A 22,172-nucleotide genomic window follows, 5' to 3' on the forward strand; every position below is an offset into this window, starting at 1 on the left:
CAAGACAGATTAAGGGGTGACAATATAATGCAAACTACGATGCAATATCTATATACTAAAATGTTAATAATGTTTAATTTGGAGAATACGGATTTATATGTACGAATACATTTTGTACATTATCTTGTTTCATAAGTATTTCTTTCACATGTTTTCCAATGCGGTGTCCTTCTTCTACAGTAATGTATGGATCTACAGACACTTTAATATCGACAATAACATAATGACCATGCTCCCGTGCATATAAAGAACCAATTTTTTTCACACCATCTACTTGAAGAACTGCTTCTCTAAGCGGAATAACATCCTCCTCATGAAGAACATGGTCAAGCGTTGCATGAATTGCTTCCGCTCCAATGCTCCATGCCATTTTTACAACAAGAAGTGAAACAGCTAATCCTGCAATCGGATCAGCGTATACAAGCCAGTCTATACCAAGCTTACCACCGATTATAGCTGCACAAATACCGATTAAAGCTGCAATTGAAGAAAATACATCCGAACGGTGCTCATATGCATTTGCAATAATTGCATCACTATTTACCCTCTTCCCTAATCGGAATTTATATTGGAACATTCCTTCTTTCACGATAATCGAAAGAACAACAGCAAAAATCGTAATTCCTTTCGGTGGTTCTAGTTCCTGCGAAAAAGCTTTTATAGACGAAATCGCTATCTCGAGTCCCACAATAAATAATAATACCGCAACAATAATCGCTGAAATCGATTCCGCTTTACCATGACCATACGGATGATCTTCATCAGGTGGCTGCTTTGCCGCTCGCAATCCAAAAAGTACAGCTAGCGAACCAATTACATCTGATGCAGAATGCACCGCATCTGCTAACAGTGCTTTACTGTTCCCAATATAACCAATTACCGCCTTTACAATTGCTAATATAATATTACCAACGATCCCGACAATAGCACCAAACTCGGCCTGTTTAAAACGTTCATCTTTTTCCATAATTAAAATCCCTTCTTTTCTTAACCTATCTTTTTATTTTAACAAAAACAGCGATAACACCACCACTTTCTTCCATATTATTTCCGTTAAAAAGTTGCTATCTTATTGTATCCACAAACGAAAAAAGAGATGCCTCATAAAGAGACATCATCTTTTCTATACTTGCGGTTCAGATTCTACTTTCTCAACCTTCTTCTTGTTTTTACCTCTTTTCAAACGACGGTTTTCAAGCATTAACCAAATTTGAGAAGCAACGAAAACAGAAGAGTACGTACCTACAATTAATCCAACAAGTAACGCAAACGAGAAGTTACGTAGTGACTCACTACCGAAGATAAGCAGTGCAATTACTGGGAATAACACTGTTAATACGGTGTTAATCGAGCGACCAAGCGTTTGGCGAATACTTGCATTTACGATTTCTTCTAGATCTTTTATATCGCGTACTCGTTTTTTCTGTTTGTATAATTCACGATTTCTATCAAATGTAACAATCGAGTCATTAATAGAATAACCGATGATTGTTAGTACTGCAGCGATAAACGTTAAGTCTACCTCCAATTGGAAAATACTAAACATAACAACCATAACGAATGCGTCATGTAGTAACGCAAGCACTGCAGATAACGCATACGTAAATCGGAATCGAATACTTACGTATAAAATGATAACTGCAGAAGCAATCAGTACAGCGATAAATGCATTTCGTGCAATTTCTTTCCCGATTGTCGGTGAAACTGTACTTATGTTTGGATCTGTACCATATTTATCGTGGAAGAATGTTTTTGTTTTCGCAATTTCATCTTTTGATAAAACACCTAATGTACGAACTGCGAAACCTTTATTGTCATCTCCAGTCGGTACAATATTTTCTTCCTTCACATCAATGTTCAATTCTTTAAAATCTTTATGAACATCAGACACCGTAACGGCTTGTTTTGATTGCAAGTCAATACGTGTACCACTTGCAAAGTCAATACCAAGATTCAATTTAAAAATTGGTAAGATAATTGCACCCGCAATCACAACTACAATCGAGAAGATAAGGAATTTATGACCGATATTTACGAAGTTAATACGATCAAATCTCGTTGGCGGATGTACTACACCTTTTGTTAATGGAATAATATCCTTTTGTTTCACACCAAAATATCCTGGTTTTTTATCAAAGTAACGGCTCTTTACAAGTAAACCTAGTAAGAAACGAGTACCGAATACGTTGGTAATAAAACCAACTAAAATACTTACGATTAAACTTGTTGCGAATCCTTTTACAGAGCTATTACCATAAACGAATAATACACCAGCTGCTGCAAGAGTCGTAACGTTTGCATCTAGAATTGTTGCTAATGAACGATGGTTACCAGCACGAAATGCCGACATCATGGACTTACCAATTTTCAGCTCTTCTTTCAGTCTCTCGTACGTAATAATATTCGCATCAACTGCGATACCTACCCCGAGCACTAACGCCGCAATACCTGGCAACGTAAGAACTGCATGCATCCAGTTAAAGACAAGTAATGTAACGAAAATGTATAGACCTAACATAATAACCGCTACAAGTCCTGGTAAACGGTAGAATACAAGCATAAATAAGAAAATAAGAGCGATACCAATCGCACTAGCGAAAATCGTTTGCTCTAACGCTTGTTGACCAAATTTCGCTCCAACAGATGTTGAATACATTTCTTTTAAATCAACAGGAAGTGCACCTGCATTTAATAAAGATGAAAGTTGTTTCGCACTTTCAACTGTGAAGTTTCCACCTACAATAGATACCTCAGCTTGGTTAAATACTTGGCTTACTGTTGCCGCTGATAAGAACTTCGGATTCGGTTTTGCAGATTCTGCTTTATATGAATCTTTTCCTTCTTCAAAGTCAAGCCAAATCACCATTAAATTCGTTGGTGGTGGCATTTTTGAAATCTTTTCAGTTACTTCACGGAATTTTTCAGCGCTTTTTAGTGTAAGACTTACGCTCGCACGGCCTTGCTCATCAAATGTTTGCTTCGCTCCGCCGCCTTTTAAATCCGTTCCATCCATAAGAAGGTTATCATCCACATCACGGAATGTTAATTTCGCTTGTGTTGATAACATTTCACGTGCTTTTTGCTGATCTTGTACACCAGCAAGCTGTACACGAATTCGATCTTGCCCTTCGATTTGAATGTTCGGCTCACTTACACCGAGAACATTGACACGATTTTCAAGAGCACCTACTGTACTTACAAGTACGTCTCGATCGATTTTATCACCTTTTTTGGCTGGTTTTACTTCATACAGAATTTCAAAACCACCGCGAAGGTCTAGTCCTAGACTAATTCCTTTTGCTATGTCTTTTCCTGCCGCACCAATTACTCCACCGATTAATAAGACGATGAGGAAAAAGGCGGCAATTCTCGTACCACGCTTTGCCATATGTACCCTCTTTCTGCTACTAACACTTTAAATAAATCTCTTACGATTCACTTTTATACGTGTGCATGCGCCTAGTTAGTAGACTTCCTTTCTATAATTTTGCTAGCTCCTCACTAGCTGTGTCGGTAAGCTTTTCACAATACCTACACTTCCATTATTTATTTTCTCTCTTCACTACCCCCTTTATATATGATCTTAGACATAATTATTTCCTCATTATCAATACCTATCATTATACTGCAAAAGGAAGAACAAACCAATTGCAGTCGGTTATTTATTTTCGTACTCATCAAATGACCAAAGTGGCGCTTGGTACGCTTCAACAGTTAAATATGTCATATACTCATTAGCACTTACTCTTAATACATCATTTACCAATTCATATAATCTAACATCACTGTCTATCTTTTTCCACTTTTTCACTTTGAGAAACTTCCAAATATCATCATCTGTCACTCGGTCGTAACCGAACATGTGAAACTCTTCTACTTTACTTTCTAAAACGACTTGTAACTGTCCGCGGTATGATTCTACCAAAGCCTCTTTATCTAACATCTATAACATCTCCTTCTTATTTCAGCACGAAAAAGTCGCTTTAATCCCGCTCTAATGGACAGCAATAACTACTTTCAAGAGCGCTATCATAGTTCACTCTCTTAAATGCTTGTCATTCTTGTCTCGTACGTGCATATAAATTATTGTAAATCATTCCATTGATTTTGAGAAGGTAGGAGAAGAACATGACGAGACAAAGCTTTTTAAAAGGCGCATTTATTTTAATGATAGCCGGATTTATTACAAAAATACTCGGTTTCATCAATCGTATAGTAATGGCACGTATTTTAGGTGAAGAAGGCGTTGGTCTTTATATGATGGCCGTTCCTACATTCATTTTAGCAATTACATTAACACAAATCGGTCTTCCTGTCGCAATCGCAAAATTTGTAGCAGAAGCGGAAGCTGTGAACGATAAACAAAGAGTTAAAAAAATATTAACTGTATCACTAGCTGTTACATCCGTTATTAGTATCATATTAACAATCGGAATTATGTTCCTCACACCTATTTTAGCAAAAACATTATTAACCGACGAAAGAACGTACTATCCATTAATAGCCATTTTGCCCGTCGTTCCTGTTATTGCTATTTCTTCTGTTTTGCGCGGTTACTTTCAAGGGAAACAAAATATGAAACCTAGCGCTTATGCACAAGTTCTAGAACAAGTTGTCCGCATTACCATTATCGCTATATGCATTCAATTATTTTTACCTTACGGCGTAGAATATGCTGCAGCCGGTGCTATGTTATCAGCTGTTCTCGGTGAAGTTGCATCCTTACTATTTTTACTCACGTTATTTCAGCGCGAAAAACATTTATCAATACGCTCTGGATTTTTCACTACTGTAAAGGAGAGCAAAGGAACATTTTATTCCCTTATGGATATAGCTCTTCCCACTACAGGAAGTCGTTTAATCGGCTCCGTTTCATATTTTTTTGAACCTATTGTCGTTATGCAAAGCTTAGCAATCGCTGGTGTCGCTGCTTCTGTTGCAACCCAGCAATACGGCATGTTAAACGGTTATGCATTCCCGCTTCTATCACTACCCGCCTTTATTACATACGCTCTTTCTACAGCGCTCGTCCCTTCTATTAGTGAAGCGATGGCAAAAAGACAACATAAATTAGTGGAGCACCGCTTACAACAAGCACTTCGAATTTCATTAATTACCGGCGGATGGTCTGTCGTTATATTATATGTATTCGCTTCTCCTGTTTTAACTCTTATGTACGGATCAGACAGCGCAACAGCATTCATTCAACTTCTTGCACCTTGCTTTTTATTTCATTATTTCCAAAGTCCACTGACCTCTGTTTTGCAAGCTTTAAACTTAGCAAGAGCTGCAATGATGAATACATTTATTGGCGCCATCGTGAAATTAATTGTTATTTTTGTACTAGCCTCAAGGCCAGAATTTCAAATGATGGGAGTTGCTCTCGCTATCGCTGCAAATATTGTAACAGTAACATTTCTTCACTACGCTACTGTTTTAAAAAAGATTACATTTACCATTTACGCAAAAGACTATATTTTCGGCGGACTTGCCATCGGTATCGCAGGCGCCTTCGGTTTTTATATTCATAAATATATTATTTTCTCTCATTCCCTTGGCATACAAACATTATGGGAAATCACTTTAACAACAATTGTTTATATCGTACTTCTCTTCACTTTCAAACTCATTCGAAAAGAAGAGTTAAGTCGTCTCCCTATCATTCGGAAACTTTCATTTTTGAAATAAGTTGAAACTTTAATCAGTGGGGTAATCTCCACTGATTATTAGTTAAACTAATCATTCTTACTCTTTCAAAGGATAAATCTCTAATTTTCTTTTACATCAACAAAAAATTTTCCGTTTTGAAAACTACAGTATAAAATTTGTGTTACATCGTTATAACCTAAGTTTTTTAATTTCTCAATAAGCCATTCATCTGTATGTTCAATCATTTGTAAATGACTAGATTGAATTTCTCCATCAATAATAAGAGGAAGAGTAAACTGCAATACATCTTGTTTATTTTTTTGTTTTTGAAAGACAGATAACTTCCCAGACGGTTCCAAAATAGCATATTCTACATCCCGAATATCTCCAACTCCTTGCTCCCTTAATTGCATCATTAAATCATCTATATTATAACGTTGCTTTCTCATCTTCTTTTCATCAATCTTTCCCGCGTTTACAAGAATAGCCGGCTCACCTTCTATTAAATGCCGAAAGCGTTGATACTTTAGGGAAATGACTGACAAAATAATTTGGATGCACATAAGAAAAGTCATCGGAACTAATTGATGCCAAAGTGATTTATCGGTATTTTCAATTGCTACTACAGCCATTTCTCCAAGCATAATAAATACGACTAAATCTAATACACTTAGCTCTCCTATCTCACGTTTACCCATAAGACGAAAAATAATTAAGATGATGATATACAAAAGCGTTGTCCGTCCAATTATTGATATCCATTCCATTTCTACATCTCCTTTTTTACGTATAGACTCCCCTATAAAAAAGAAACTAGTCTAACTTAGACAAAAGGAAAATATGCTTGTATTAAAAAGGGGGAATGTATAAATGGATGGAACGAAAAAATTATCCACTGCAATCGGATTCGGTATTACTACACTATTAATTCTCGCATCTCTTACTAGCATGATTATGGCTCTTTTATTAAAGTTTACGAATATAAACGAAGGGACATTAGCCGTTACTATTTTTATACTCGCTCTTTTATCTATGCTTATGTCTGGTTTTATTGCTGGAAAAAAAGCACAGGGGAAAGGGTGGCTAGTAGGTCTCACAACAGGTCTCACGTTCACTATACTCGTTTTTCTAGTTAACTATTTAGGCTTTTCTCAAACTTTATCGAACTCACAATTACTTTATCAATTAGCATTAATGGGTGCGAGTACACTCGGTGGTATTTTCGGTGTAAATATGTCAAAGCAAAGTAACTAAAAAAGGCCCTGCACATTTCATGCAGGGCCTTCCACATTAGTTTTTCACAACTTCACGAATCGCATTGCGATCGAAAGTTAAGTGTGAACCACCAGATTTAATAACAATTTTCGTGTCATCTACTGATTCGATTGTACCGTGTAAGCCACCAATTGTTATGATAGCATCACCTTTTGCTAATTCGTTTTGCATTTGAGCAACTGCTTTTTGACGCTTTTGTTGCGGGCGAATTAATAAGAAATAGAAAATCGCAAACATCGCAACAATCATAACGATATTCATCATACCTGCATTCATTTTTTGTTCCTCCTTTTAAATTATGTATTAGAAGTTTTTAGCATTCGGTTTATTAAAGCCATACTGTTCAAAGAACTCTTCGCGGAAATCGCCAAGACGGTCTTCACGAATAGCTTGTCTCACCTGCTCCATTAAGTTTAACAGAAAATGAAGATTGTGATAAGACGTTAAACGAATTCCGAACGTTTCATCACATTTCATCAAGTGACGAATGTACGCACGAGAGTAATTTTTACATGTGTAGCAATCACAGTTTGGGTCAAGCGGACCGAAGTCTCTTGCGAATTTCGCATTTTTTACAACGAGGCGACCTTCACTTGTCATACATGTACCATTTCGAGCAATACGAGTTGGAAGTACGCAGTCAAACATATCAATACCACGAATTGCGCCATCGATTAACGAGTCAGGAGAACCTACACCCATTAAGTAACGAGGCTTATTATCTGGAAGAAGTGGTGTTGTAAACTCAAGCACGCGGTTCATAATATCTTTCGGTTCACCAACAGATAAACCACCTACAGCGTAACCAGGGAAGTCCATTGAAACAAGGTCTTTAGCACTTTGACGACGAAGCTCTTCGTACTCTCCACCCTGTACAATACCGAATAAACCTTGATCTTGCGGACGTTCATGCGCTTTTAAGCAACGTTCTGCCCAGCGGCTTGTACGCTCTACAGATTTCTTCATATACTCAAAAGTAGCCGGGAATGGTGGACACTCATCAAATGCCATCATAATATCTGAACCTAATGCATTTTGGATTTCCATCGCTTTTTCTGGTGATAAGAATAATTTATCTCCATTTAAGTGATTACGGAAGTGAACGCCTTCCTCTTCAATACGACGGAAGTCACTTAAACTGAATACTTGGAAACCACCAGAGTCTGTTAAGATTGCACGATCCCAGTTCATAAATTTATGCAAGCCGCCTGCTTCACGAATAATTTCATGACCTGGACGTAGCCATAAATGATACGTATTACTTAAAATAATGCCAGAATCCATTGCTTTTAATTCTTCTGGTGACATTGTCTTAACTGTCGCAAGTGTACCAACTGGCATAAATGTTGGTGTATCAAATGAACCGTGCGGTGTATGCACACGACCTAAACGGGCACCCGTTTGTTTACATGTCTTAATAAATTCATAACGAATTGCTGTCATAACTTACTCCTTTTATTTGTTTCTCATTTTAGCGTGAGATGCAACGAACATTGCATCACCGAAGCTAAAGAAACGATATTTTTCTTTTACTGCTTCATTGTAAGCATGAAGTACATTATCTCTATTTGCAAATGCACTTACAAGCATGATTAATGTTGATTTCGGCAAGTGGAAGTTTGTAATTAAACCATCAATTGCTTTAAATTCATATCCCGGATACATGAAAATATCTGTCCATCCAGAAGCGGCGCAAAGCTTACCGTCATGATCTGTTGCAATTGTTTCTAACGTACGAGTTGATGTCGTACCTACAGTAATAATACGTCCACCATTCTCTTTCACACGATTTAATAATGCTGCTGTCTCTTCAGACATATGGTAATATTCTGCGTGCATATGGTGTTCTTCAATCGTGTCTGCAGAAACTGGTCTAAATGTTCCAAGTCCTACGTGAAGTGTAATGAATGCTAACTGAACGCCTTTTTGCTTTAACTTCTCAAGTAACTCTTCTGTAAAGTGAAGTCCCGCAGTCGGCGCTGCTGCTGAACCGATTTCTTTCGCATATACTGTTTGATAGCGATCGCGATCTTCTAGCGTCTCTTTAATATATGGAGGAAGTGGCATTTCCCCAAGTTCATCTAAAATTTCATAGAAGATGCCGTCATATGAAAATTCAAGCTGACGTCCACCTTGATCTGCAGTTCCTGTGCAAGTTGCTTTTAATTTTCCTTCGCCAAAAGAGATAACAGTTCCTTCTTTTACACGTTTCGCTGGCTTTACAAGCGTTTCCCACTTATCGCCCTCTTCTTGTTTTAAAAGAAGTACTTCAATGTGTGCGCCTGTATCTTCTTTCACACCATGCAAACGAGCAGGCATAACTTTCGTTTCATTTAAAACTAAGCAATCCCCCTTATGTAAGTAGGAAAGAATGTCCGTAAAATGTTTATGCTCAATATCACCTGTTTCACGGTCTAACACCATTAATCTTGATGTTTCACGATCTTCTAACGGGACTTGTGCAATAAGTTCTTCTGGTAAATGAAAATCAAACAGATTTATATCCATAGCTATATCCACCTATTTCTTATTTGAATCGATTTATTATATACATAATAAAAGATAATACAATACTTAACACAATACATGTAATGATAGGAAAATAAAAGGTAACGTTTCCTTTTTTCACAAAAATATCGCCTGGAAGCCTTCCAATGAACTTCCAAGCTAATCCAACAACAATGAGTAAGATCCCCGCTGTAATAAGTAGCTTTGGCATCTCCGTCATACTTTTGGTATCTCCATTCCGAAATGTTCATACGCAAGCGGCGTTACAATTCGGCCCCTTGGCGTTCGTTGTAAAAAGCCAATTTGTAATAAATACGGCTCATACACATCTTCAATCGTATGAGATTCTTCTCCAATTGTTGCTGAAACCGTTTCTAATCCAACTGGACCACCACGGAATTTCTCAATAATACCAAGCAGTAATTTATGATCAATATGATCTAAACCTAATTTATCTACTTGCAGTAGCTCTAATGCCATTTGTGTAATTTCCATCGTAACCGTTCCGTTACCACGAACTTGCGCGAAATCACGTACACGTCTTAAAAGACGATTTGCAATACGAGGTGTACCACGAGCACGCCTTGCAATTTCTAGTGCAGCTAACGAATCAATTTCAACTTCGAATACTTCTGCTGTACGTTCAACAATCGCAGAAAGCTGATCTACTGTGTAATACTCTAACCTTGAAAGTACACCGAATCGGTCCCGAAGCGGTGCCGATAATGCTCCGGCGCGGGTCGTTGCTCCAACTAGTGTAAATGGCGGTAAATCTAGCCGTACAGAACGTGCTGAAGGCCCTTTTCCAATTACGATATCAAGGCAAAAGTCTTCCATTGCAGGATACAATACTTCTTCAATTGATCTATGCAAACGATGAATTTCATCAATAAATAATACATCTCCTGGCTGAAGCGCTGTTAATACAGCAGCTAAATCTCCTGGTCTTTCAATTGCCGGACCTGAAGTTGTTCTAACATTAACGCCCATCTCATTTGCAATAATATTTGCAAGCGTCGTTTTACCAAGACCTGGTGGTCCATATAAAAGCACATGATCTAACGTTTCTTCACGCATTTTCGCCGCTTCAATAAATACTTCTAAATTATGTTTCGCTTTATCTTGGCCAATATACTGACGGAGCGTCTGTGGCCGTAATGAATATTCTAAATCCGAATCTTCATATGCAGATTCCCCTGAAAGGAGACGTTCGTCCATTATACTCACCTCTTACCATTTAGTAAAAGACTAAGTGCCTTTTTAATATACTGATCCGTCGTTAATGATTCTTTTAATAACTCTGGTACAACGCGAGAAACTTCGCGTTCTGCGTATCCAAGTGCGCGCAGAGCTTCCAGTGCCTCATCAAGCTCAGCTGATGAACCTTTCTTCTCATCAAAACGTTCTGTGTCTGAGAATAAATCAACAAATGCATCTGGTACGACATCTGCTAGTTTTCCTTTTAAATCTAAAATCATTTGGCGTGCTGTTTTCTTTCCGACGCCTGGGAATTTCACTAAAAACTTCTCATCTTCATGCTCAACCGCTTGAACGACCTGTCCTGTTTGACCAGAAGCTAAAATTGCAAGAGCGCCTTTTGGCCCAATGCCAGACACGCCTAACAACTTTGTAAATAATAAACGCTCTTCACGTGTTTTAAACCCGTAAAGTGCCATAATATCTTCTCTCACATAATGATATGTATAGACACGGATTTCTTGCTTACTTCTTTGAAATACATACGGATTCGGTGTGAAAATTTGATAACCAATTCCATTATGATCAATTACGACATATTCCGGCCCTACATACTCCACGTAACCTGTAACATATTCAAACAAAATACGATCTCTCCCTCTTAAATCATGTATTCCATTTTAACATATTTAATGATAGAAAAGCGAGACTGCCCCAACAAATGTTCTCCACTTGAAACTTCTGTTATTTTCCATTGACAGAAAGGTTAAAGCACCTTAATATACAGAGGTCGATAATGATTATCAATACTAATTAAAGGGGTTACATCAGGATGAAACGTAAGCTATTTATTTTATTTACTATTATGCTTGTTGTTCTTTCTATCGTTGGCTGCTCTTCTCAAAAAGAAGAATCGAAAGCAAAAGAACAACCGAAAACTAAAGTTGTAAAACATGCTAAAGGTGAAGCAACAATTCCAGTAAATCCAAAGAGAATTGTTGACTTATCTGGATCAACAGAAGAACTATTACTTCTTGGACACAAACCTGTTGGTACAGCAAATACATATAAAGATAAAATCCAAAATCACTTAACAGATAAGTTAGATGGAGTAAAAGCAGTAGGCTGGTACTGGGCACCTAAAGTTGATTTAGAAGCTGTTACTGCTTTAAAACCAGACTTAATTATTTTAAACAACCGTCAATTAAAAATTTATGATCAACTAGAAAAGGTTGCACCTACAGTTGTTCTAGAAACAAACTTAGAAGACTGGCGTGGTAAATTTAAAGAAGTAGGTAAGCTATTTGACGAAGAGAAGAAAGCAGACAAATGGATTGCAGACTACGATAAGAAAGCAGACTCTTTATCTAAAAAAATTAAAGACAAAACAAAAGATGAGAACTTTATGTTCGTTGCAGTTACACCACAAAACTTCCGCGTATACGGCAGCTTCGGATACGGTGACATCATCTTTAATGACTTAAAGCTTCCAGCAACAAAAGGTACGGATTTAAAACAAACGATGGCGCAAGTATCATTAGAAGGTCTAGTTGCATTCCAGCCTGACCAAATGTTTATTGTAAACTTCGGCGGCGAAGCTGATAAAGTTTACGAAGACTACAAAAACAGTGCTGTTTGGAAAGACAATAAAGCGGTTAAAAACAATCACGTATATGAAGTATCAAATGAAATCTTCAATACGAAAGCATTCAATCCAATCGGAAAAGATATGCTAATCGATGAAATCGCAAAAGAAATTTTAGCTAAGAATAAGTAAGAAAAAGCAGCTCACCATGAGCTGCTTTTTTTCTTATTTTGCACTGCGTATTGCTTCATTTTTTCAATCGTTTTTACAAAACCTTCTTTTGATTTAATCCGAATACCACGCTTCAATTTCGCACGCTCATAACTCTCAAGCTTTTTCATATCAATTTGGAAGAAGGAATGAATCGCATTATCACTTTTCGGTACACCTTTGAAAATTTGTAATATCCCTTCCTCTGACACGCCAAAATAACCGCTCGTTTTCAATAACGGAGAAATATCATCAACTTTCTTTTGCAATACAATTTGTACATCATCACGATCAACGAGCTGCCATTCTTTATACTGCTGTAAAAACTTTTCTAAATCCACCACTTTTTCTGTAAGTATTTCCTCACTTACTTCTCCATCAACATACATACGCTCTAATAAAATTGTAACTTCGGGTTCTTTTTTCGTTACTTCTGGTACTGGCCCTTCCGCCTTCACATTCGTTTCATAAACGAAACAAAACATCATAACGAAAGCTTGCATCGCAATCAGTATCCATTTCATTTCCGTTCACCTCTTCTAGGCAAAATCAAACTTTCATTAGTAGTTTTTCCGGAAATGGGGGTTTTATCCATATTACATTTCTTTCGAAAAAATAAAAAATGCAGATAGGGATTTACCTCATCTGCATGTATCATTTACTTTTATATAAAATGAAAGACGCCTGCAAAGCAGGCGTCTTGATGCGTTTACGGCGAGAGACCAGGCGACCACATTCGCGTGTTTAGCACTTAAGCATATCTCTCGTCTTACGTAAATTAGCTCATCGCTTTGCTAATATAACATTAATAAAGTATAAGTGCAACATGTTTATAAAAATATCTTATTTCCTCTTTCATCCAAATTATTTTATGTAAATTATAAATTGATAATTGTAATATATATGTTACAATTAATGTAAAAGCGAAATCATAATAAGCAGGGGATGAATATTGTGAAAAAAATAAAGGATGAACGTCTCATTCTTCAAACGTTAAAAAACATACGTATTGCCTTTCTTTTTCAATACATTGGGATAGTTGGAATTTTAGGCTATATCGGATTCACTGAAGGAACTGATCAAATTACGAAATCTCCATTATGGCTATTATTTATGCTTACGAGTATTTTACTTGCTTATTTACAGTTAAGTGTTTCAATCGATGTAGAAGAAGGCGAAAAGGAAATAAAATTAACCCCTTATTACAAGCTTGTTTTACGCTCTCTTCTTATTGGAATTATTATTACTATTATTTATATCATTTTCAGTCCTGAAAGACCTCTATTTGAAGCTATTCTAACAGGTAGTGTTTTCCTCATATGCTTTTTAGTTTCTTACTCCGTTAGTTATTTTATTAAAAAACGTCGTTTACAAGACAACGATGAATGAAGAGGAAGGGCTATCCCTTCCTCTTTTGTTTTGCTATCGCATAGTACCAGTTAAACCGTAACGAATGTCTCGGAACATATTTCCTATATCACGATTAAAATCGTTTGTAACTGTACCGTTACGTAGACGTGTGCTCATTGCATCGACACGAGTAAACATATCATTTCTTACAGAAACATATACGTTTCTGTTTCCAACTTCATTTACAACAGCTTGACGAATTTCGTTCGCCATCGCCGTTTCATTTGTCACTGTATTACGCGGTTTTACCGCAATCGCCACATCGTTTCCATATACAACTGTAGACACACGGTCCACGTTATTCATACGTTTCACACGATTTGTAATTTTTTCTGCTGTTTTACCATCATTGTTAATGTATGAATTGTTCATTGTAATATTACGTGTTGGATGCGGATTAGCAATTTGACCGTTGTAATTTACATCTCGGTAATAATTGTTATATCCTGTATCGTTACGACCATTTCTATATGTTACATAATCTGTATAGCGATCATTACGCGTTACATTATCACGATACTGGTGTGTATCATTATAAGATGTACGCTCGTAATTGTAGTTACGTCCATCCATTGCATTGTTATCTTTTGGTGTACCACATGCAGCTAATGCACTGGTAACTAACAAAGAAGCAGCAATCACTTTTACTTTCGTATTCAATACAAAAACCCCCTCTGTTAGAATGAGCTTCTCTTCTGAAAAGCTCCCTCTTATGATGAGTAACAGAGAGGGTTTTTACACTGTTAATATTTCACTGGGAATTTTCTAGCACTTCATAAAAACCCTTCATTTCCTTAATTAACACGCATGCAAAAAAGGCGGGAATACTCCCGCCTTTTTAAACTTCTTCTTCGTCCTCTTCTTCTGAAATGGGCTCTCCAAATACATTTGGTGGATCTGGTTGATAATACATCGTTCCTGGCTGTGGTGCATATGCAGATTGAGTTGGTTGATAATATAAAGGATTCGCATATTGCGGACCGCCTGGTTGTGGACTATATAGTCTACTTTCTCCTCCGCATCCACAATCTTCCTCACCCTGCACAAGCGGCGGCATATTATTATCCATTGGCATCATATTCGGGTTTGGCATAGACGTATATTGCGGTCCAAACGGCGCTCCTTGCTGATATGGCATTTGATATGGATTTGGTTGTTGATAATACGGATTCGGCGGCATCATAGGCTGTTGATACGGCATTTGATATGGCATCATATTCGGTGGTTGATTGTTATCCATGATTGGCATCATATTCGGCATTTGATTGTTATCCATGATTGGCATCATATTCGGCATTTGATTGTTATCCATAATTGGCATTATATTCGGCATTTGATTGTTATCCATAATTGGCATTATATTCGGCATTTGATTGTTATCCATAATTGGCATCATATTCGGCATTTGGTTGTTATCCATAATTGGCATCATATTCGGCATTTGATTGTTATCCATAATTGGCATCATATTCGGCATTTGGTTGTTATCCATAATTGGCATCATATTCGGCATTTGGTTGTTATCCATAATTGGCATCATATTTGGTGGTTGGTTGTTATCCATAATTGGCATTATATTCGGTGGTTGGTTGTTATCCATAATTGGCATCATATTCGGCATTTGATTATTATCCATAATTGGCATCATATTTGGTGGTTGGTTGTTATCCATAATTGGCATTATATTTGGCATTTGAATATTTGGCGGTATGACTTGCGGAATAACTACATTTTCTTTCGATACATTTGGCGATACTATATTCCCTACGTTTTCTTTCTTCACTTGTGGTGACACTATATTTCCTACATTCTCTTTCTTCACTTGTGGTGACACTATATTCCCTACATTTTCTTTCTTCACTTGTGGTGACACTATATTTCCTACATTCTCTTTCTTCACTTGTGGTGACACTATATTCCCTACATTTTCTTTCTTCACTTGCGGTGACACTATATTCCCTACATTTTCTTTTTTCACTTGCGGCGATATTATATTCCCTACATTCTCTTTCTTCACTTGCGGCGATATTATATTGTTTTTTTTCGTTTGCGGAGAAATGATATTGTTAGGTTTCATTTTACTAATTTGAGGAGCAATTAACTCGCTTCCTTTTTTTATTACATCTGAAATTTTATATTCTTTTTTGGGTTTTATTGGTGGTTGTGGCGGCTGCGGTAATACATTTACCGAAAACTTCGTGTTTTCTTTTTCCGCCGGTTTTTGTTTTTCTATCACAGGTGGTTTTTGAATAACAGACGGTTTTTCAACTGGTTTTTCTTTTTGAATTGGCTGTTCTTTTTGCACCTCTTTCTGCGGCTTTACCTGCATCTCCTTCTGTGGCTTCACCTGTACTTCTTTTTGCGGCTTTACTTGCATCTCCTTCTGCGGTTTTACTTGCACTTCTTTTTGTGTTTGTTGCATAGCTGGCTGCTGTGTAATTGGTGCTGATTGATACGTAACTTCTTCTTCATCTTCTATTCCAAGCGGAGTTGGTGTTGCTGCAAATTCTTTTTGCTGCACTTCTTTTACGTATTGCTTTGGAGGCGCTGAGCCTGCTCCAGCCTGTTGTTTCATATGAACACTCTTTGATGGCACTTTAATTTTCATACCTGGCATGATTAGATCAGGATTACTAAGTTGTGTATTTGTTTGTTTCAGTGTATCAAAATCCACTCCGTACTTTTTCGCAATTTTCCAAAGGGTATCCCCTTTTTGCACGATATGAATTTTCAAATTTTCCCCCTCCTGTATAACTTATCTATAAGTAACAAATCTCATGAAGTAACTCTTTCTAAATAACGTTAACTTCTTTTCACTTTCATCACTTCTTCGATTTTCAATATCATTTGAAGTGGAATAAGCATAAAAAAATCGCAATGATTTCTTCACAACAATGTATGCCCATTTCGTTCTCGTTATGATTATGTGCATGAAAAAAAGCAACGGGAATACCGTTGCTTTACACACGCTCTAACATACGATTTAATGCAAGAACCGCTTCTGCCGTTACTTGTTTATCTACACTAATAACATTAATTTCTTCTCCTCTTTCTATCGTTTCAAGTGCCCATAATAAGTGAGGCAGATCAATTCGGTTCATCGTTAAACATGGACACATAAATGGATTAAGCGAAACAATTTCTTTATCTGGATGTTGCTGAATAATTCGATTCACTAAATTCATTTCTGTACCAATCGCCCATTTGCTACCAGATGGCGCTGATTCAATCATATCAATAATATATTTCGTTGACCCTGCATAATCTGAAGCAGCTACAACTTCATAGCAACATTCTGGATGTACAATAATATTCATATCCGGATGATTTTTTCGTACATTCTCTATGTTTTTCACTGTAAAGTTTTGATGAACTGAACAATGACCTTTCCATAAAATCACTTGAATTTCTTCTATATCTCCATCGTACTCTAAAGAATCAGTATGCGGATCCCATACTGCCATTTTATCTAACGCGATACCTAAGTCGTACGCTGTATTTCTTCCTAAATGTTGATCCGGTAAAAAGACGAGACGTTCTTTTTGTGTAAACGCCCAAGATACCATTTGCTTTGCATTAGAAGAAGTTACTGTTGCTCCTCCGTTACGACCACAAAACGCTTTAATTGCAGCTGTAGAGTTCACATACGTTAACGGAATCATCGTATCTCCAAATAATTTCGTGAGCTCTTTCCACGCTCTTTCTGTTTGTTCAATATCTGCCATATCTGCCATCGAACATCCTGCACGCATATCTGGCAAAATAACGATTTGATCATCTGTCGTTAACATATCTGCTGTTTCCGCCATAAAGTGCACCCCGCAAAACACAATATACTTTGCGTCTTTATTGCTCGCTGCAACTTGCGCAAGCTGAAGTGAATCCCCTGCTGCATCTGAAAATTGTACCACTTCATCTTTTTGGTAATGATGTCCTGGAATGAATAACATTTTCCCCATTTTTTCTTTAATTTCATGAACACGCTTTTCCATATCTTCTTTTGACATCTTGTGATAACGCTCCGGTAACATCGTTTCAATTGGTTGCACTTTTTCTAAAATACTCATATTCCTTTCTCCCCCTCTAAGCGACTTTCCTTACCCTTCAATATTGAAACTAATATCAAGTGCTTTCACTGAATGTGTTAACGCTCCAAGTGAAATATAATCTACCCCTGTTTTTCCGTATTTCGATAAATCTTCAATTGTAATGCCTCCTGATGCTTCCGTAACGATGGCACTTGGTACAATCTTTGAAAACTCTCTAATCTCATCTGGCGTACGGTTATCAAACATAATAATATCCGCACCAGCCGCTACAGCCTCTCTCACTTGCTCCTCCGTTTCTGTTTCCACTTCTACTTTCACCATATGTCCTAATTTTTCTTTCAGCGATGTAACAGCTTTCGTAATAGAACCAGCAAAGGCAATATGATTGTCTTTGATCATGACACCATCATATAAACCGAAACGGTGATTAAATCCTCCTCCGCACACGACTGCATACTTATCAAACATACGTAGCCCCGGCATTGTTTTTCGCGTATCACAAATACGTGTATGGCTGCTATCTAAAGCAAGAACCGCTTTACGCGTCATCGTCGCTATTCCGCTCATACGCTGGATAACATTTAATATAACGCGCTCTGCTGTTAATAACGATGCAATTGGACCTTGCACAGTTGCAATGATTTCGCCTTTTTCTACAAGATCCCCATCTTTTTTATGAAGCTCTACTTCAATTCTCTCATCAATTAATTTAAATCCCGATTCAATTACTAAACGTCCTGCAAAGACCCCTGTATCCTTCGAAAGAAACGTTCCTTTTGAAAGCAAGTTATCTGGAAAAATAAGCTGAGATGTTACATCTCTTTCTCCTATATCTTCTAAAAAAAATCGATTTAATGCTTCTTTCACTTTTATCGTGTTCATAAAGCCCCTCTTCCCCTCATCACACAAGTTGTAGTTTTCTCTTTACTCGAACAATCTCTTTCTTTCCTACATTTCTATCTGGATAATCACTCCGGTAATGCCCACCAATACTTTCTTCTCTTTGCAGGGCTGACACAACTATAAGCTCACAAACCGTTAACATATTAATAAGTGTTATCTCTTCATTCGTAAGAACATCATGTTGTAATATCATATTTCGAACACCGTACTTACTAAGCCATCTCTTCGCATAAGATAAACTTTGCTCTGTTCGCACAATCCCAACATATTTCATCATGCATTTTTGTATTTCTTCTTTCGTCGGTAAATGATTCAGAACGATAAACTTCGCTTCCTTTTCGGCTAGCATGTTCACCTTTTCTTTTGTCTCTCTAGATAAAATGTGTCGTCCGATTCTTTTTCCAAACACAAGACCTTCTAATAATGAATTACTCGCTAATCTATTTGCACCATGAACCCCATTACAAGCTACTTCACCGACTGCGTATAGGTTCGGAATAGACGTCTCTCCATCACAGTTCGTTTTCACGCCGCCCATGTGAAAATGAGTACCGGGCACGACTGGAATAAGCTTTTTATTTATATCGACTCCATTTGTTTTACATATCGATGACACGGTCGGAAAGCGTTGTTCAAAGTTTTGAATCATTTCAATGTTTAAGTACACTTTTTCACCCGCAAGTAGCTGTTCATGAATAGCCCTTGCGACTACATCACGAGGCGCTAAATCCTGTTCGGAATGTATATCCATCATAAAACGCTGCCCTTTGCCATTTATAAGGACAGCTCCTTCTCCGCGAACAGCTTCGGACACGAGGCCGGAACAACGCCCACCCGCGTATAACATCGTCGGATGAAATTGTATAAACTCTAAATCTACAAGTTCTCCGCCTGCACGGTACACCATTGCAAGTCCATCGCCTGTAATTGTCTCATCATTAGAAGTAAAGGCGTATAAACCGCCAATACCGCCTGAAGCTAACACCGTATAAACTGCATTGTAACGTTTCAGTTCTCCTTTATTGTTACGAGTTAAAGCCCCAACACATTTATCTTTTTCTATAATAAAATCGAGCACCATTTCCTGTTCCACTACCGTAACGTATGGAGCTACTTCTTGAATAAGATGCTCTAATAAATTCTTTCCTGTTGCATCGCCACCTGCATGTAAAATACGACGTTTTCGATGCGCTCCTTCTTTTCCAAGATGAGGACCTGTTTCATCTCCATCAAATTTCATTCCTCTTTCAATAAGGTTATTAATTTCTTTCGGCCCTTCCTCGACTAAATAACGGACCACTTCTTCATTATTATAATGACACCCTGCTACTAACGTATCTTCAAAATGATCATTAGGATTGTCATATGTAGCTACCGCTGCGGCAATTCCACCTTGAGCTAAATGTGTATTATTATTACGTTTCGTCTCCTTTGTGATAATAATCACATTCTTTTCGTGACAAATCTCTTTTGCAACACGAAGTGCCGCAACGCCACTTCCAATAATTAAGACATCTGCACTTGGCATAATTGTTGCCTCCTACTTTACACTTTTCAACTGTCTTGACACCTATATTTACATAGTTTTAAAATAATGACAAGAGTTTTTTTATAATTCTTATTTTCACTACCATTTAAAAAGTAAAAGAAATGTAACTCTTACTAGAGAGAGGAACTTACATGATGATATATCTTGACTATGCAGCTACTACACCTATGAGCGAGGAAGCGTTACAAACATATATGAAAGCAGCTTCTCAATACTTCGGAAATGAACAAAGTTTACATGACATTGGAGGAACGGCTTCTTCTTTATTACAAGTTTGCCGAAAAACATTCGCGGAAATGATTGGTGGAAAAGAACAAGGAGTATTCTTCACAAGCGGTGGCTCAGAATCAAACTATCTTGCGATCCAATCACTTCTAAATGCCCGAAATAAGAAGCATATTATTACGACACCTATGGAACATGCATCCATTCGAAGTTATTTTCAATCTCTAAAATCAAAAGGCTATACGATCACTGAAATTCCTGTTGATAAAAGCGGACTCATTTGTTTAGTAGATTTAGAGGCATCTATTACAGAAGATACTGTGCTAGCAAGTATACAGCATGGAAACTCTGAAATCGGAACCGTTCAAAACATTACAGAAATCGGGGCAATTTTGAAAAAATATAATGTTTTATTTCATACGGATTGTGTGCAAACGTTTGGTAAACTGCCTATCCATGTTTTTGAGATGGGGATTGATAGTCTTTCTGTTTCAGCACATAAAATATACGGACCAAAAGGTGTCGGCGCTTGCTACATAAATCCGCAATCTCGCTGGGAACAAGTATTTCCAGGAACTTCTCACGAAAAAGGATTTCGCCCAGGTACAGTGAACGTTCCCGGCATCGCATCTTTTTTAACAGCTGCTGAAAATATATTAAAAACTCAATGGGAAGAAAGTTTACGTTTTAAAGAGTTACGATCCTACTTTTTAGAGCAAATACAAACACTTCCGCTAGAAATTGAAGTAGAAGGTCATTCTACTTCTTGTTTACCACATATTGTTGGGGTTACAATAAAAGGAATCGAAGGTCAATATACTATGCTAGAATGTAATCGTCATGGTATTGCCATTTCCACCGGAAGTGCTTGCCAAGTCGGTAAACAAGAACCTTCGAAAACTATGCTTGCAATTGGAAAAACGTATGAAGAGGCCAAACAATATGTCCGCTTCTCTTTCGGACAACAAACAACGAAAGATCAAATTGATACTACTATTCATGCACTACACACAATTGGAAATCAATTTTATAGAGGTGTTAAATCATAATGAAACAAAATGAACAAAAAAAGATTTTAGGTGAAGAAAGACGACAGCTTATCCTTCAGTGGCTTCTCGCTGCAAATGAGCCGTTATCTGGGAATGAACTATCGAAGAAGACAAACGTAAGTAGGCAAGTTATCGTGCAAGATATTTCCTTGCTTAAAGCACGAAACGAACCAATTATTGCGACTGCTCAAGGCTATTTATATTTAAAGCCACAAGAGAAACAACAAGCTTTTGAACGCGTAATCGTATGCCAGCACAAACCAGCAGAAGTACGTCAAGAACTTACAATGCTTGTTGATCACGGCGTTACGATTAAAGACGTAAAAGTTGAGCATCCTGTATACGGCGATTTAACAGCATCTATTATGGTAAGTAATCGCTTTGATGTAGAACAATATTTACAAAAAATAGAAAACACAAATGCTTCTTACCTTTCGCAACTAACAGATGGTATTCACTTACATACAATTGAGGCCGATTCTAAAGAAAAGTTAGATGCTGCTTGCGAGGCACTGGATAAAGCAGGATTTCTCGTTTATTAATGTAAAGCACAGAGTTTTTAT

At 37.3% G+C, this 22,172-nt stretch carries 22 protein-coding genes and 1 pseudogene; 6 read left to right on the forward strand and 17 right to left on the reverse strand.

Annotated elements, in window-relative coordinates; translation table 11 throughout:
* Positions 1 to 73: 73 nt before the first annotated feature.
* From MHI26_RS22690 to MHI26_RS22700, 3 genes are all read right to left on the reverse strand, one after another.
* Positions 74 to 967 (reverse strand): cation diffusion facilitator family transporter, encoded by an 894-nt coding sequence (locus MHI26_RS22690; protein ID WP_000409737.1) that lies wholly within the window; start codon positions 965 to 967, stop codon positions 74 to 76.
* A 156-nt stretch (positions 968 to 1,123) separates the two neighbouring features.
* Entirely contained in the window at positions 1,124 to 3,388 is a 2,265-nt protein-coding gene (gene secDF / locus MHI26_RS22695) for a protein translocase subunit SecDF (RefSeq protein ID WP_001119082.1), read from the reverse strand.
* 270 nt (positions 3,389 to 3,658) lie between these two features.
* Entirely contained in the window at positions 3,659 to 3,943 is a 285-nt protein-coding gene (locus MHI26_RS22700) for a post-transcriptional regulator (protein ID WP_000884549.1), read from the reverse strand.
* A 185-nt stretch (positions 3,944 to 4,128) separates the two neighbouring features.
* Here MHI26_RS22700 and spoVB point away from each other — a divergent pair, with 185 nt between their 5' ends.
* Positions 4,129 to 5,688: a stage V sporulation protein B gene (spoVB, locus tag MHI26_RS22705; RefSeq protein ID WP_061666268.1), complete on the forward strand. Its 1,560-nt coding sequence runs from the start codon at positions 4,129 to 4,131 to the stop codon at positions 5,686 to 5,688.
* 80 nt (positions 5,689 to 5,768) lie between these two features.
* Here the strand turns inward: spoVB and MHI26_RS22710 are convergent, their stop codons facing one another.
* A complete protein-coding gene (locus MHI26_RS22710; protein ID WP_061666267.1) occupies positions 5,769 to 6,416 on the reverse strand; it encodes a DUF421 domain-containing protein in 648 nt (215 codons plus the stop codon).
* 103 nt (positions 6,417 to 6,519) lie between these two features.
* Between MHI26_RS22710 and MHI26_RS22715 the strand changes: the two genes are divergently transcribed.
* Complete coding sequence (locus MHI26_RS22715; RefSeq protein WP_000349144.1) at positions 6,520 to 6,903, forward strand: TIGR04086 family membrane protein; 384 nt, start codon at positions 6,520 to 6,522, stop codon at positions 6,901 to 6,903.
* A 36-nt stretch (positions 6,904 to 6,939) separates the two neighbouring features.
* On the opposite strand, the gene yajC is transcribed toward MHI26_RS22715, so the two are convergent.
* Genes yajC through ruvA form a run of 6 tightly spaced genes read right to left on the reverse strand, consistent with a single transcriptional unit; the run spans position 6,940 to position 11,273 of the window.
* Positions 6,940 to 7,200: a preprotein translocase subunit YajC gene (gene yajC / locus MHI26_RS22720; protein ID WP_000991113.1), complete on the reverse strand. Its 261-nt coding sequence runs from the start codon at positions 7,198 to 7,200 to the stop codon at positions 6,940 to 6,942.
* A 27-nt stretch (positions 7,201 to 7,227) separates the two neighbouring features.
* The gene (tgt, locus tag MHI26_RS22725; RefSeq protein ID WP_000125365.1) at positions 7,228 to 8,367 is read right to left on the reverse strand and encodes a tRNA guanosine(34) transglycosylase Tgt; all 1,140 of its coding nucleotides are present in this window, start codon (positions 8,365 to 8,367) and stop codon (positions 7,228 to 7,230) included.
* 12 nt (positions 8,368 to 8,379) lie between these two features.
* Complete coding sequence (gene queA, locus MHI26_RS22730; protein WP_061666266.1) at positions 8,380 to 9,432, reverse strand: tRNA preQ1(34) S-adenosylmethionine ribosyltransferase-isomerase QueA; 1,053 nt, start codon at positions 9,430 to 9,432, stop codon at positions 8,380 to 8,382.
* Between the two features lie 19 nt (positions 9,433 to 9,451).
* Positions 9,452 to 9,652 (reverse strand): DUF2905 domain-containing protein, encoded by a 201-nt coding sequence (locus tag MHI26_RS22735; RefSeq protein ID WP_000138162.1) that lies wholly within the window; start codon positions 9,650 to 9,652, stop codon positions 9,452 to 9,454.
* Positions 9,649 to 10,650: a Holliday junction branch migration DNA helicase RuvB gene (gene ruvB / locus MHI26_RS22740; protein ID WP_000344464.1), complete on the reverse strand. Its 1,002-nt coding sequence runs from the start codon at positions 10,648 to 10,650 to the stop codon at positions 9,649 to 9,651. The genes MHI26_RS22735 and ruvB overlap by 4 nt, the downstream gene beginning before the upstream one ends.
* 5 nt (positions 10,651 to 10,655) lie before the next feature.
* The gene (gene ruvA, locus MHI26_RS22745) at positions 10,656 to 11,273 is read right to left on the reverse strand and encodes a Holliday junction DNA helicase RuvA (RefSeq protein ID WP_000464517.1); all 618 of its coding nucleotides are present in this window, start codon (positions 11,271 to 11,273) and stop codon (positions 10,656 to 10,658) included.
* Positions 11,274 to 11,461: 188 nt separating this feature from the next.
* Here ruvA and MHI26_RS22750 point away from each other — a divergent pair, with 188 nt between their 5' ends.
* Positions 11,462 to 12,406 (forward strand): iron-hydroxamate ABC transporter substrate-binding protein, encoded by a 945-nt coding sequence (locus tag MHI26_RS22750; protein ID WP_061666265.1) that lies wholly within the window; start codon positions 11,462 to 11,464, stop codon positions 12,404 to 12,406.
* 11 nt (positions 12,407 to 12,417) lie between these two features.
* Here the strand turns inward: MHI26_RS22750 and MHI26_RS22755 are convergent, their stop codons facing one another.
* Positions 12,418 to 12,948, reverse strand: a complete 531-nt coding sequence (locus MHI26_RS22755) for a BofC C-terminal domain-containing protein (RefSeq protein WP_000871176.1) — start codon at positions 12,946 to 12,948, stop codon at positions 12,418 to 12,420.
* 421 nt (positions 12,949 to 13,369) lie between these two features.
* Between MHI26_RS22755 and MHI26_RS22760 the strand changes: the two genes are divergently transcribed.
* Complete coding sequence (locus MHI26_RS22760) at positions 13,370 to 13,813, forward strand: hypothetical protein (protein WP_003307870.1); 444 nt, start codon at positions 13,370 to 13,372, stop codon at positions 13,811 to 13,813.
* A 33-nt stretch (positions 13,814 to 13,846) separates the two neighbouring features.
* Here MHI26_RS22760 and MHI26_RS22765 read toward each other — a convergent pair whose 3' ends face one another.
* The 6 genes and pseudogenes from MHI26_RS22765 to nadB all read right to left on the reverse strand — a co-directional run bounded on the left by MHI26_RS22765 (position 13,847) and on the right by nadB (position 20,314).
* Complete coding sequence (locus MHI26_RS22765; RefSeq protein WP_001093530.1) at positions 13,847 to 14,494, reverse strand: YhcN/YlaJ family sporulation lipoprotein; 648 nt, start codon at positions 14,492 to 14,494, stop codon at positions 13,847 to 13,849.
* A 1,917-nt stretch (positions 14,495 to 16,411) separates the two neighbouring features.
* A pseudogene (safA, locus tag MHI26_RS31620) lies at positions 16,412 to 16,568 on the reverse strand (SafA/ExsA family spore coat assembly protein); the annotation flags it as partial.
* Positions 16,569 to 16,589: 21 nt separating this feature from the next.
* Complete coding sequence (locus MHI26_RS22775; RefSeq protein WP_153578016.1) at positions 16,590 to 16,766, reverse strand: hypothetical protein; 177 nt, start codon at positions 16,764 to 16,766, stop codon at positions 16,590 to 16,592.
* Between the two features lie 28 nt (positions 16,767 to 16,794).
* Complete coding sequence (gene nadA, locus MHI26_RS22780) at positions 16,795 to 17,901, reverse strand: quinolinate synthase NadA (RefSeq protein ID WP_061666263.1); 1,107 nt, start codon at positions 17,899 to 17,901, stop codon at positions 16,795 to 16,797.
* Positions 17,902 to 17,931: 30 nt separating this feature from the next.
* Positions 17,932 to 18,765 carry a carboxylating nicotinate-nucleotide diphosphorylase gene (nadC, locus tag MHI26_RS22785; protein ID WP_001092241.1) on the reverse strand — a complete coding sequence of 278 codons (834 nt, stop codon included), beginning with the start codon at positions 18,763 to 18,765 and terminating at the stop codon, positions 17,932 to 17,934.
* Positions 18,766 to 18,784: 19 nt separating this feature from the next.
* Positions 18,785 to 20,314 (reverse strand): L-aspartate oxidase, encoded by a 1,530-nt coding sequence (gene nadB / locus MHI26_RS22790; RefSeq protein ID WP_061666262.1) that lies wholly within the window; start codon positions 20,312 to 20,314, stop codon positions 18,785 to 18,787.
* Positions 20,315 to 20,466: 152 nt separating this feature from the next.
* Between nadB and MHI26_RS22795 the strand changes: the two genes are divergently transcribed.
* Both MHI26_RS22795 and MHI26_RS22800 read left to right on the forward strand, forming a co-directional pair.
* Complete coding sequence (locus MHI26_RS22795; RefSeq protein WP_000973781.1) at positions 20,467 to 21,609, forward strand: IscS subfamily cysteine desulfurase; 1,143 nt, start codon at positions 20,467 to 20,469, stop codon at positions 21,607 to 21,609.
* On the forward strand, positions 21,609 to 22,151 hold the full coding sequence (locus MHI26_RS22800; protein WP_000812272.1) for a transcription repressor NadR: 543 nt from the start codon (positions 21,609 to 21,611) through the stop codon (positions 22,149 to 22,151). The genes MHI26_RS22795 and MHI26_RS22800 overlap by 1 nt, the downstream gene beginning before the upstream one ends.
* Positions 22,152 to 22,172 lie beyond the last annotated feature (21 nt).

It is taken from the genome of Bacillus sp. FSL K6-1218, from assembly GCF_038006445.1.
In the GTDB taxonomy this organism is placed as follows: Bacteria; Bacillota; Bacilli; order Bacillales; family Bacillaceae_G; genus Bacillus_A; species Bacillus_A thuringiensis_S.

Coding starts and splice junctions, on each gene's coding strand:
- nadA (WP_061666263.1), bottom strand. CDS start 17,901: ATGAGTATTTTAGAAAAAGTGCAACCAATTGAAACGATGTTACCGGAG.
- nadC (WP_001092241.1), bottom strand. CDS start 18,765: ATGAACACGATAAAAGTGAAAGAAGCATTAAATCGATTTTTTTTAGAA.
- MHI26_RS22755 (WP_000871176.1), bottom strand. CDS start 12,948: ATGAAATGGATACTGATTGCGATGCAAGCTTTCGTTATGATGTTTTGT.
- secDF (WP_001119082.1), bottom strand. CDS start 3,388: ATGGCAAAGCGTGGTACGAGAATTGCCGCCTTTTTCCTCATCGTCTTA.
- MHI26_RS22800 (WP_000812272.1), top strand. CDS start 21,609: ATGAAACAAAATGAACAAAAAAAGATTTTAGGTGAAGAAAGACGACAG.
- ruvB (WP_000344464.1), bottom strand. CDS start 10,650: ATGGACGAACGTCTCCTTTCAGGGGAATCTGCATATGAAGATTCGGAT.
- MHI26_RS22795 (WP_000973781.1), top strand. CDS start 20,467: ATGATGATATATCTTGACTATGCAGCTACTACACCTATGAGCGAGGAA.
- tgt (WP_000125365.1), bottom strand. CDS start 8,367: ATGACAGCAATTCGTTATGAATTTATTAAGACATGTAAACAAACGGGT.
- MHI26_RS22775 (WP_153578016.1), bottom strand. CDS start 16,766: ATGCACATAATCATAACGAGAACGAAATGGGCATACATTGTTGTGAAG.
- MHI26_RS22760 (WP_003307870.1), top strand. CDS start 13,370: ATGAATATTGTGAAAAAAATAAAGGATGAACGTCTCATTCTTCAAACG.
- queA (WP_061666266.1), bottom strand. CDS start 9,432: ATGGATATAAATCTGTTTGATTTTCATTTACCAGAAGAACTTATTGCA.
- MHI26_RS22750 (WP_061666265.1), top strand. CDS start 11,462: ATGAAACGTAAGCTATTTATTTTATTTACTATTATGCTTGTTGTTCTT.
- MHI26_RS22690 (WP_000409737.1), bottom strand. CDS start 967: ATGGAAAAAGATGAACGTTTTAAACAGGCCGAGTTTGGTGCTATTGTC.
- spoVB (WP_061666268.1), top strand. CDS start 4,129: ATGACGAGACAAAGCTTTTTAAAAGGCGCATTTATTTTAATGATAGCC.
- MHI26_RS22735 (WP_000138162.1), bottom strand. CDS start 9,652: ATGACGGAGATGCCAAAGCTACTTATTACAGCGGGGATCTTACTCATT.
- yajC (WP_000991113.1), bottom strand. CDS start 7,200: ATGAATGCAGGTATGATGAATATCGTTATGATTGTTGCGATGTTTGCG.
- MHI26_RS22700 (WP_000884549.1), bottom strand. CDS start 3,943: ATGTTAGATAAAGAGGCTTTGGTAGAATCATACCGCGGACAGTTACAA.
- MHI26_RS22715 (WP_000349144.1), top strand. CDS start 6,520: ATGGATGGAACGAAAAAATTATCCACTGCAATCGGATTCGGTATTACT.
- nadB (WP_061666262.1), bottom strand. CDS start 20,314: ATGCCAAGTGCAGATGTCTTAATTATTGGAAGTGGCGTTGCGGCACTT.
- MHI26_RS22710 (WP_061666267.1), bottom strand. CDS start 6,416: ATGGAATGGATATCAATAATTGGACGGACAACGCTTTTGTATATCATC.